Annotated in this window: 12 protein-coding genes and 1 pseudogene; 4 read left to right on the forward strand and 9 right to left on the reverse strand. The window is 46.1% G+C overall.

Going from position 1 to position 10,023, the window contains the following annotated elements; translation table 11 throughout:
* The 7 genes and pseudogenes from ACZOWY_RS11535 to ACZOWY_RS11565 form a co-directional block, all read right to left on the reverse strand.
* Positions 1 to 307, reverse strand: a pseudogene (locus tag ACZOWY_RS11535) (AAA family ATPase); the annotation flags it as partial.
* 389 nt (positions 308 to 696) lie between these two features.
* A complete protein-coding gene (locus tag ACZOWY_RS11540) occupies positions 697 to 1,080 on the reverse strand; it encodes a hypothetical protein (RefSeq protein ID WP_484398252.1) in 384 nt (127 codons plus the stop codon).
* Between the two features lie 218 nt (positions 1,081 to 1,298).
* On the reverse strand, positions 1,299 to 1,472 hold the full coding sequence (locus ACZOWY_RS11545) for a YvrJ family protein (protein ID WP_484398257.1): 174 nt from the start codon (positions 1,470 to 1,472) through the stop codon (positions 1,299 to 1,301).
* Positions 1,473 to 1,505: 33 nt separating this feature from the next.
* The gene (locus ACZOWY_RS11550; RefSeq protein ID WP_484398263.1) at positions 1,506 to 1,727 is read right to left on the reverse strand and encodes a DUF2922 domain-containing protein; all 222 of its coding nucleotides are present in this window, start codon (positions 1,725 to 1,727) and stop codon (positions 1,506 to 1,508) included.
* Positions 1,728 to 1,939: 212 nt separating this feature from the next.
* Entirely contained in the window at positions 1,940 to 2,164 is a 225-nt protein-coding gene (locus ACZOWY_RS11555) for a DUF1659 domain-containing protein (RefSeq protein ID WP_484398268.1), read from the reverse strand.
* Positions 2,165 to 2,314: 150 nt separating this feature from the next.
* On the reverse strand, positions 2,315 to 2,941 hold the full coding sequence (locus tag ACZOWY_RS11560) for a peptidoglycan recognition protein family protein (protein WP_484398273.1): 627 nt from the start codon (positions 2,939 to 2,941) through the stop codon (positions 2,315 to 2,317).
* 320 nt (positions 2,942 to 3,261) lie between these two features.
* Positions 3,262 to 3,606 carry a helix-turn-helix transcriptional regulator gene (locus tag ACZOWY_RS11565; protein ID WP_484398279.1) on the reverse strand — a complete coding sequence of 115 codons (345 nt, stop codon included), beginning with the start codon at positions 3,604 to 3,606 and terminating at the stop codon, positions 3,262 to 3,264.
* 434 nt (positions 3,607 to 4,040) lie between these two features.
* On the opposite strand from ACZOWY_RS11565, the gene ACZOWY_RS11570 reads away from it, so the two are divergent.
* The 4 genes from ACZOWY_RS11570 (at position 4,041) to ACZOWY_RS11585 (ending at position 7,776) form a co-directional block, all read left to right on the forward strand.
* Entirely contained in the window at positions 4,041 to 4,772 is a 732-nt protein-coding gene (locus ACZOWY_RS11570; protein WP_484398285.1) for an RNA polymerase sigma factor, read from the forward strand.
* A gap of 6 nt (positions 4,773 to 4,778) precedes the next feature.
* Positions 4,779 to 5,735 (forward strand): phage replisome organizer N-terminal domain-containing protein, encoded by a 957-nt coding sequence (locus ACZOWY_RS11575; protein WP_484398291.1) that lies wholly within the window; start codon positions 4,779 to 4,781, stop codon positions 5,733 to 5,735.
* Position 5,736: 1 nt separating this feature from the next.
* Positions 5,737 to 6,642 (forward strand): ATP-binding protein, encoded by a 906-nt coding sequence (locus ACZOWY_RS11580; RefSeq protein ID WP_484398296.1) that lies wholly within the window; start codon positions 5,737 to 5,739, stop codon positions 6,640 to 6,642.
* Between the two features lie 123 nt (positions 6,643 to 6,765).
* The gene (locus tag ACZOWY_RS11585) at positions 6,766 to 7,776 is read left to right on the forward strand and encodes a virulence RhuM family protein (RefSeq protein ID WP_484398302.1); all 1,011 of its coding nucleotides are present in this window, start codon (positions 6,766 to 6,768) and stop codon (positions 7,774 to 7,776) included.
* Positions 7,777 to 7,975: 199 nt separating this feature from the next.
* Here ACZOWY_RS11585 and ACZOWY_RS11590 read toward each other — a convergent pair whose 3' ends face one another.
* Positions 7,976 to 9,607 carry an ATP-binding protein gene (locus ACZOWY_RS11590; protein ID WP_484398308.1) on the reverse strand — a complete coding sequence of 544 codons (1,632 nt, stop codon included), beginning with the start codon at positions 9,605 to 9,607 and terminating at the stop codon, positions 7,976 to 7,978.
* A 15-nt stretch (positions 9,608 to 9,622) separates the two neighbouring features.
* Positions 9,623 to 10,023, reverse strand: a 401-nt coding sequence (locus ACZOWY_RS11595; RefSeq protein ID WP_484398314.1) for a DNA adenine methylase, incomplete at its 5' end; no start/stop codon positions are given.

The raw sequence follows: 10,023 nt of genomic DNA on the forward strand, positions 1-10,023 counted from the left end.
AATACAAGAAACCTTTGTGATAAAAAAAGATTTCTAACTCAATTCCATCATAGGAATAATGCTTATCTTCAACTTGAAATCCTTCTAATATGGAATAGCAACAATCTAATAATTCTATAGCTGAAGTTTTCCCTGATGCATTTTTTCCAATAAATGCCATGGTATTATAAGTAAACAGTCCTGGCGCAATTTCCTGCAGCTCATATTCCTTATCTTCAGCAGTTTTTCTTGATTTTGCAACTAAATCTATTGTATAGTTATCACTACAATTTTTAAAATGATTCGCTTTCACACGCAATAGTTTCATAAAACCACCTCCGCAATTATAATAACACGAAAACAGATTTTAAACAAGTTTTTTGTTTAAAATCTGTTTAAAGTGTGCTTGCTTCTCGCAACTGGCAATTATAAATTCAATTATATTTCACAAGCAAAATAAGCTACCGGTGATGGCCCTCCTTCCTTTTCGTTATGTTATTCTAATGATTTGTTTTCTCCCGGCGGGCGATTCCAAACAGCGGCTCCGCCGCATACATAAAACACCGATTTCCTAACACCGTACTGTTTGTTCCAAATTACCAGACAAGCGGTTTCACCGCATTGGTAAATATCCTTCAAATGCAACGTTATTTATTGCATAATACTATTTCAAGCAATAAAATATTTTCCTTCTACATATTTAAATTAAGTCTTCTCTCAGTTCCCCTCCAGTACCTCTTCCCGCACCGCCATCTCTGCCACCTGCATATCCCGGAACATCGTCAAGGCATGCTTTGCACAGGTGGGACGCTGGGAGTGCATAAGCCAGCTGATAAGGTGCACACGGCGGCTCTGTTCGTATTCTTCTTTGGGAACCGGCAGCCGGTAAATCTCTTTTGCCAGCTTACGGAAAGCTTCGGAAGCCGCGTGTACAGCATTAACGCTCCGCTTTCCGATCCAGCTGTGTTGCTCACGGTACATCCAGTACCGGAATTGGGGTAAATACACCCACCGCCTGCCAAACAGAATCTGCAGGCGCAGCGCATTGCCAAAATCCGTCATTGGTAGGTCCATCAGTTCTTTGAGATCTTTTTTCGTCATTTGTTTACCCTCCAAACGTTTATGAGATACCGTAACGCAGTTAGATTACATACATTATTTATATAATCAACGAAAGCCAAAAGGCCTTACAGAATTTTCGAATCAAATTTTCCTTACATTATTAGTTAAAGCCATACAGTGAATATCAGAATATGGATAAAGACGCCGGCATTTGCCGACGCCTTTTTTTTAATACCTGCATGCTGTCGCAGGCTGTTCTATCCCGCCTTTTTTGGCGTTTCGCTCCGCAGGGCAGCGATGTTGCAGCTCAGCTCCCCGATGACCTCCGTCAAACCCGCCAGTTTGTTTTCCATGCGCACCAGCAGAAACCAGCTCAGCACCATGGGGAAGCCGAAGTCCTTGATAAAGCCGAATACTTCAGACACTTCCATCTTCCGCCTCCTTGTTTTTCACAGGCAGCGGTCTTATTCTGCCACAACATCACGGGTTACGGTACGCAGACAACCTTCCACCGCTTCCACGATATCACCGCCGCTGGTGTTAAAGATGTTATTTTCCACCACCACCTGCATGGCGGCGTCGATTTCCGCTTTTGTGACGCCGGCCTTCGGTTCCTCAATATTGAAGTTTACCTTTTTGCCGGCCGCGTTTTTAAAAACTAAATCCAGATCGGTATCGCTCGTCATAGCTTGAATCCTCCTTTTTTACATTTCAAATTTAGTTAAGTCCCGGATGATGCCGTGTGAGCGCTGCAACCCGTGCACCCGTAGGGCGCGAGGAACTGTACATTAAGGAAGGTCTTACAATTTACGCAACAATCCTTTACACAGAACAACGCGACGCGGGACACGCCCGAAGCGTTAGGGTTGCAAGCGAAGGCGGCATCAGAGGGACGCCCTTATTCCTCAGTCAATGCCGCACGCTCAATCACGGTCAGCCCGGTGATGTCATTGTCGAACAAGCCGCCTAAGGCTTTGCCCACCGCCAGAATCTTCTCCGGTTCCGCGTCCGGTTTCACATTGTTGTAGATATAGCTTTTGCTCACCTGGTTGCCGTCGGCGTCTTCGCCGCGGGAGATGGCAATACTGAGGGTTCGTTTGATTACATTCATAACTGCTGCCATATGATCACGTCCTTTCCTTTTTCCTAACGCCGTTGGTGTTCCGGGTCATACGTTTCGGTGCGCCGCGCTTTACCTTCGTGCAGCGCAGCTTCTCTTTCGGCCTGAACCCTTCAGGATCAACCCCGGCGCACACGATTAATTAAAAAATACTTACTCTGCTTCCGCAGTATCCAGATAATACTGCGCTTTAGCGCGCAATAACATGCCGCCGGGGTACAGCGCGCCGTCCGTGGTTCCGGCTTCCGGCAGAAACCACAGGTCCCAGCGCATGTCCGGGTCGCCGTCGCCGGGGCCGTAGCCGTCCACAAAAGCGATCTCGCAGTGGGTCATCACCGTGTCTTCCGTAAGGGGCAGGCACAGTTCACGGCAGAGCAGCGCCACCACTTTGGCCATCGCCTTGATCTGACGGGGGGTGGGCGGCTCTTCGCCGTAATCGATGACGGCGCAGTCGTTCCGGGCCGGGCGGTCGCTTTCGTAAGCCACATCCAGCAGACTGGCATCTTTGCCGGCGGGAGCCCAGCAGTGGGCGTCGTACCCGCACAGCAGGGCGATGCCGATGGCGCCGCTGTTGTGCATCCAGGTGTGGGTCTTAAAGTTTATAAAACTTTTACAGTTCAGATACACTTCGCCGTTGCGGTCGATGCAGATGTGATAGGCATCTTCGTTATGACCGTAGTGCCCGCCGGTCCAGTGGAGAAAGATGCGGCGGATGCCGTTTTTTGCTTCCCGGGCCATATCCCGGATCATCTCTTCCGTCACAGGGTTATCGTTGAGCATGGGTATCACCTCCTCTCTCTTTTATGCTCTGAAGGCCATTATGCAAACCGCTGCCGTCACGTCGCAAGATGCACGCAGGCCATCGTAACAGCACAGGCAGCTTACCAAGGGCATACCGCCAACCGTTGCGGCCAGCCTTTCACCGGCAGTCCGTATTTGGCCCTCCACTTATAATCTCCACAAGGGGTACCCAAATCTTAAGTCAATTTTTAAAAATTTTTTCCGACAATAAAAAAAGCGCTTTGCGTAAAGGCGCAAAGTGCTAATGTGGGTCAACAGGTTCCGGTATGGTAATAATTGTATTGATTACACTTTATTCTTTAATGCGGAGTATTCTCTCCGTAATACAGGTCGATGGCTTCCTCAACCTTTTGCTGGCAGTCGGCACAAAGCCCCAGCTGCTTCAGAAAGCTGATCTGAAACCGATGGGCATCGGTGAGAGCGGAAGACGCCTCTCCAATCACATCGCAGGGAATCCGGAAGAACTGGCAAAGCATGTGCCAGTGTTTCACAGAAGGCCTCTTCCCCGCTTCCCAACCGGATACCGTATTGACAGACACTTTCATCTCCCCGGCCAGATCGGCCTGGGTCATGCCATGCTGCATCCGCAACAACCGGATCCGGTTTCCTCGTTTACTGTCTTCCGATGTACATATAAAATCCATGTCAACGTTTCACGTCCTTTGGTCAGAGTTATGGTTTTGTCCGTAATTATCAGAACTGTTAACCGGGCACGAAAAGCATATTACCACTTTGTATACAGTTTGTCAACTTTAAACTTCACCATTAAAACCAAAATTCTAAAAAATTTTCGTTTTGCGCAGAAGCAGTGAAAACTGCAGCAACCTCATCAAAAAAAATATCTTTTTTAAAAAAAAAATTCATTTCAATTTGAAGTTTTATTTATAGACCAATTCATCCTCACTCTCCAACTTTATCCAAACTTTTCTACAAGTTTATCAAAAGTTTACCCAAACTTTAGTCAAAGTTTTCAAAACCCGCACCAGCTCTTGGTTCTATTGACATAATCCGTCCCGTCTTCTATCTTTAAAAAGCCGCAAATTTCAACGAAAAAGCATCCCAAAGGAGGCATGTCAAATTGAATCCGAAAACGCAAGCAAAATGCGGTTTACAGAACGGCCGATCCCCACAGCCGGATCCGGTATCCGGAGAAGCCGAACGAGCACTTTTCATCTCCTCCCCGGACTGGGAACCGATCCTGGACCGGTACCGTAAGGGCGATACCTCAGTCTTCGGACTGTTATGCTGCAAGGCAAATCCCCTGGTGAAGAAGATCAGCGGGCGGCGCTATTATGCTGCCAGCCTTGGCAGAGAAGAAGCCTACAGTATCGCCGCCATGACCATGGTGGACTTCTGGAGCAAAGAAGCTCTGACCTGCAATCCGGCAGACATTTCCAGACAGCTGATCCGGGCCATGAACTGTGACCTGCTGAACCAGATCAAACGGAACGGGAACCGCAGCCAGCGGGAAGTGCACCCCGACACGGAGAGTGAAACCGAAGACGAACGACAGGAATACATCGACGGCCGCATTGCGGATCCGGAACAGGATATCCTGCGGAAGGAATGGAACCGCAGGGTACGTGACTGCCTGAAATATCTGGGAAAGATGGAACGGCAGGTTATCACCGGTTTCTTCTTCCGGCAGATGAGCATTGCGGAAATCGCAGAAGAGCTGCACAGCAACACCAACACCGTCAGCGTCACAAAACGCAACGCATTGAATAAACTGCGGGAAGTATTTACCGACAAGCAGATCATGAGCCTGCCTGAAAGGCAGAATAACAGACACGAAAAGGGAAAGATGTAAATCACCATGACCAAAAACCGTTTAGCCAAAACCTTTGACCCTAACACCATCGCCGCCATCGAATTTCTGGCGGGGGACGATACCAACGCCGTACTGGCCGTGTGGTTCCGGATGCTGGCCCTGGCCGCCCGGGACCCGGAAGGCTGCGTGCGGCTGACGCCGGGTCTCACCATGACCGTATCAGAACTGGCGGACTACTTCCACTGCCCGGCGGAAACGGTAGAAGCCACCGTCCAAATCATGGAACAGCTGCAGCAGCTGACCCGTACCGAAGACGACAGCCTGCAGCTGCCGGCCTGCGCCGGACCGAACCGCCGCAGCAAAGCAAAAAAGTCCGTCGCATACAACACTGACGCCACCGGCGCAACGGAAAAAGAAACAGAGAAAGAGAAAAGAAAAGAAGCAAAAGAAAAGACTAAAGAGAATAATAAAAAGGCGGATATCGCTGCCGCGATATCTACTGCGCAGCGGCGGCCGGAAACAGAAACACAAAACACGGTCACAACACCGGCAACACAGAATCAAATCATCACAACAGCAGAAACAGCCGAACCGGCAAAACCGCCCCGGCCAAAAAACACACGCCTGATTCCCGCCGATCAGCTGCCGGAGCCGGTACGGAACATTCTGAACGCCTGGAACGGGCTGCCCCTGGACAACAAGTTCCAGGGCCTCTACCCCGCCATGCTGAAACGGATGGAAGCCCTGCTGGAACAGTACGGGGAGGAAGCCCTTCAGAAAGCCGTCCACAACGTAGGCAACAGCCAGTTCCTGCTGGGCCACTCCCGGAACAACCGGGGCTGGGCCATCACTCTGGGGTGGATGCTGAACCCGGACCATCTGGAAAACATTCTGCAGGGTAAGTACAAGGACAAAAAAGCCCGGGGCGACAGCCTGCTGTTCCAGCCGGGCGACGAACAGGCCCCCTACAGCAACGGCTTCTACGGAACGGTGGTGGACTGACATGGACCACGACCTGACACCCGTCCGGGACATCCTCTCCGGCAACAGCGGCTATGACTGGGCCCGGTATGGCTATACCCGGATCAACGAAGACACCTTCGAAGGCGGCTACCACGAAGGCGACTACGAAAAAGACGGCGTCATGTACTGCGGCTACTGCCACACGCCCAAACAGATTCTGCACATGTGGCGGGGCGAAATGCGGGCCTTCCCCATCCGCTGTAAGTGCCAGCAGGAATGCCTGGCCCGGATTGCGGCCGAACGCACAGAACGGGAGCGGCGGGAACAGGCGGAACTGTGTCGCCTGCATGCCCTGCCCTACGCCTACATGCACCAATGGACGTTTGACAACGACGACGGCGGCAGCCCCAAAGCCACATGTTACTTCCGACAATATGCGGACCACTTCGAAGAAATGAAACAGGACGGCAGCGGCATCTTCCTGTTTGGCCCCAAAGGCGCCGGCAAGACCTACGCCGCCGTCCAGATTGTCAATGCCCTGTGCGACAAAGGCTACCGCTGCCTGGTGACCAGCTTCATGGAAATCGTAAAAAACCTGCTCTCCCTGAACCGGGAGAACAGGCAACAATATCTGGACGACATCTGCCGCCACGATTTACTTGTGTTTGACGACTTCGGCGGCGAGACCAACAGCAACTTCTTCGACATCAACATGGAAGAGATCGTCAAGACCTGCTACCGGAAATACATTCCCCTGATCGTCATCACCCCCATGACCCAGGAAGCCCTGGAACAGGGCCTGAACCCCACCCGCCAGCGGGCCGTGGACCGGATGAAAGAACGCTGCTACTGCCTAACCCTGCGCAACACCAGCCGCAACCGGCAGATGACAAAAGAGCGAAAAGAAAAGATGGAAAAGCTGCTGGGAATTGGGGGAAAGGGATGAATGGACATTTACATTTTAGCAAGAGCGTGGTAAAATAATAGCAAACAAAAGTTCTCGATAATACATATCTTAATAATAATAATTTGAAATATCTATAGTTTGCATCAAGAAGGGAAATATATTATGGATACAAACCAGTTTAAATTTTTGATGTATCGATCTGCCGATGGAGAAGTTTCCGTTAATGCTATCATAAAAGACGAAAGCATTTGGTTGACGCAGAAGTCCATGGCCGAATTGTTTGGCGTGGAAAGCCACACCATCAATTACCATTTAAAAGAAATCTATAAAATTCAGGAATTGGAAGAAAAAGCAACTACTCGAAAAATTCGAGCAGTTCAGCAGGAAGGTTCTCGTCAGGTAGAGAGAGAGTTATTATTTTATAATCTTGATGCTATTATCTCTGTCGGTTATCGTGTTAATTCTCGCCGTGCAACGCAGTTCCGAATCTGGGCCACCAGAATACTAAAAGAATTTATTATCAAAGGCTTTGCAATGGATGATGAACGTTTAAAGCAGGCCCACACCGTTTTCGATAAGGATTATTTTCATGAACTGCTGGAACGTGTCCGCTCCATCCGGGCAAGCGAACGACGTATCTGGCAACAGATCACAGATATTTTTCAGGAGTGCAGTATTGATTATGATAAAGACGCCGAGGTTACTCACCAGTTTTATGCTATGATTCAGAACAAGTTCCATTATGCGATTACCGGTCAGACTGCTGCAGAAATTATACACAGTCGTGCAGATCATACAAAAGAACACATGGGTCTTACTGTTTGGAAGAATTCTCCAGATGGCCGTGTTCTAAAATCCGACGTTACGATAGCCAAAAACTATCTCAGCGAGATGCAGATCCGGAGACTAGAAAGCGCCGTTTCAGGTTATTTTGATTACATCGAAGACCTGATTGAACGGGAAATAACCTTCACCATGGAACAATTCGCTGCCAGCGTGAACGAATTCCTGGCCTTCCGCCGGTATGACGTTTTACAAGATTCCGGTCATATTTCCAGAAAAGCAGCCGACGCGAAAGCCCTGTCCGAATATGAGAAATTCAACAAAACTCAACGCATTGAATCTGACTTCGACAAAGAAGTGAAGAAAATGATTGGCACAAAGAAGGACTGATTTTCCTAAAGTCACGAGACTTCTTTCTCGATAAAGCATTCCAATCTATATACTGTTCAATTATCGGTTTCCCTAGTATCTTCAAGACCACGCTGTTTACCAACTAAAGAAAAATTATTGCTGCTTTTATTGAATCATATGCACTTTCTGTCACTCTTTTTGTCTCATCTTTGTCTAATCTTTCTATATTTAACAATAATCAATCTCTAATAATCGGTGCAAATGTTCTATGAGCAACCGCATTATAAGCCGCTTTAAAAGTTGCTAAAAACTGTTCAACCTCATCTTTATTGTCACGTACCCAGTATTTACCTAAATGCGTCTGGTCGAAGAATTGCACATGATCTAAAAACCATGCCTTGTATTTATCACGCTCTTTAGTTTTATTATTCCCCAACTTCTTATATCTCACTGAATCCGGACCGTTATCTTTAAAAAACTGCCATGTTAAGCTGTATGGAGCCGCCTCTGTCCAGAATTCATGTTCAGGTTTAAGGCTTAAAATATAATTGTAAAGCACCTCTTCCGGCCTTTTTTTACCCGGCAAAAGCATTATATTCCCAAATTTTTCCCTTAAAGCTTTAGGAACAGTATTAAGGGTCTTATACGATGCATCTCCATCCAAAATAATTAAGGTCTGTGTAAAATATTGCATGTCGCTCATATACATTGTCATTAATGACTGACATCCAACTTTTACATTCAGCAATTCTACATAAGATTCATAAATACCAATTATCTTTCCTAAAAGCCATCTTGCTTCAGCATCCTCGGTATATATTTTTACGACAGGATGATTTTGCACTGCTGATTGAATCATCAAATCATTTTCCATCGCATAATATGGAGGATTTCGAAGTAAGTCTAATCGTCTATTTGCATTTGTAAAATAATACACTTCAATATTTTGATTAGGTGCTTTTGTATTATGTTCTGTTTTGATACTGGCATAGCGTAGTAAACTTAAACTATGGGTCGTGAATACCACCTGAAATCCCGTTTTCTTTGCTTCCTTTACTAAAAGCTCCAGAAGCCTATTTTGTGCAATCGGATGCAAGGTGGCATCAATTTCGTCTATCAATAACAGTCCGCCTTTCCACTCATTGTCCAATTTTTCTCGTATACGTTTGAAAGACAGGATGCTAAGTAAAATCTGACCAAGATTATCCTGACCTGAAGAGTTCGTTAAATAGTCATATTTCTCTGTTGTTATACCAACACCAATCTTTTTATCAGTCTCACTAATAGAATAGTTCGTTACTGCTTTGAGAGTTTCATTAATTGACAATATTTTAAGATAGTTTTCGTTAAACCAACTTTCGTGTTGCGGATTATCAAACTTTAGTTTTGGTTGTTTAACTCCAACCTTCAGTGCCTCACCAACTGGAAACAAACGTGACAAGCCCAAATAAATTACAGGCCTTTCCAATTTTGCTTCAGTAGTGGTTTGATCCAAAGGTTTCTTCCATTTCGGAATCACTCTGAAACGCTCCGCAGTTTTATCATCACTATCATATTTCTGCCAAGTGGTGCGAAATTCACAAGTTATTTTTGTTCCGTCCGGTTCATCAACAATAATTTGAAAAATCCCCGAATCTGTTTTATCAAATTGTTTGCTGCCTTTAATAATTTCACTAAATTCAGCACGAAACCTTCCATTAGTGTATGTACCAGCAACACTCTTTTTAATTTCCGCACAATTTGCCAATAAGCCAAGAATCGTTGATTTTCCGGTTGAATTCCTTCCTGCCAACACTGTAACATAATTACCCAAAAACAATTCTCGGTCTTGAAATTGACGAAAGTCCCTAATTTTAATTGACCGAAACATAGGTACATACACCTCTTATCTTTCCTTTATATTCGTAATAAGATATTCAAGCCCTGTTTTACGCTTACTTCCAGCACTGTAGCCTAAAGAAATCTCTCTTATAAAATAATTCTTATATAAAGATTTTATCAAGTCATCAACATCATATGTAACTACCCACGTCTGTTTAAGCTTTTTAATAGTATTACTTAAATCAATGTGATCTTTCGCTGTAAACGAATTCTGGTATAATACAGGTCCTTTATTCACATATGGTGGATCTATATTTATGAAAGTATTATCAACAGGAAGAACCGAACATATCTTTTTCAAAAATTCCTTTCCATCCATACAATTAACAGAAATATCAGCACTCCTTCTGCCTATTTCCCGGATTTTTCTAATGAGATCTTGCTTATTAAACCGTGCGTCAATCT

The sequence above is a fragment of the Succiniclasticum sp. genome (assembly GCF_056977735.1).

Excerpts from the sequence above, each read along its gene's own strand:
- ACZOWY_RS11540 (WP_484398252.1), bottom strand. The coding sequence starts at position 1,080 with ATGACGAAAAAAGATCTCAAAGAACTGATGGACCTACCAATGACGGAT.
- ACZOWY_RS11545 (WP_484398257.1), bottom strand. The coding sequence starts at position 1,472 with ATGGAAGTGTCTGAAGTATTCGGCTTTATCAAGGACTTCGGCTTCCCC.
- ACZOWY_RS11550 (WP_484398263.1), bottom strand. The coding sequence starts at position 1,727 with ATGACGAGCGATACCGATCTGGATTTAGTTTTTAAAAACGCGGCCGGC.
- ACZOWY_RS11555 (WP_484398268.1), bottom strand. The coding sequence starts at position 2,164 with ATGGCAGCAGTTATGAATGTAATCAAACGAACCCTCAGTATTGCCATC.
- ACZOWY_RS11560 (WP_484398273.1), bottom strand. The coding sequence starts at position 2,941 with ATGCTCAACGATAACCCTGTGACGGAAGAGATGATCCGGGATATGGCC.
- ACZOWY_RS11565 (WP_484398279.1), bottom strand. The coding sequence starts at position 3,606 with ATGGATTTTATATGTACATCGGAAGACAGTAAACGAGGAAACCGGATC.
- ACZOWY_RS11575 (WP_484398291.1), top strand. The coding sequence starts at position 4,779 with ATGACCAAAAACCGTTTAGCCAAAACCTTTGACCCTAACACCATCGCC.
- ACZOWY_RS11580 (WP_484398296.1), top strand. The coding sequence starts at position 5,737 with ATGGACCACGACCTGACACCCGTCCGGGACATCCTCTCCGGCAACAGC.
- ACZOWY_RS11585 (WP_484398302.1), top strand. The coding sequence starts at position 6,766 with ATGGATACAAACCAGTTTAAATTTTTGATGTATCGATCTGCCGATGGA.
- ACZOWY_RS11590 (WP_484398308.1), bottom strand. The coding sequence starts at position 9,607 with ATGTTTCGGTCAATTAAAATTAGGGACTTTCGTCAATTTCAAGACCGA.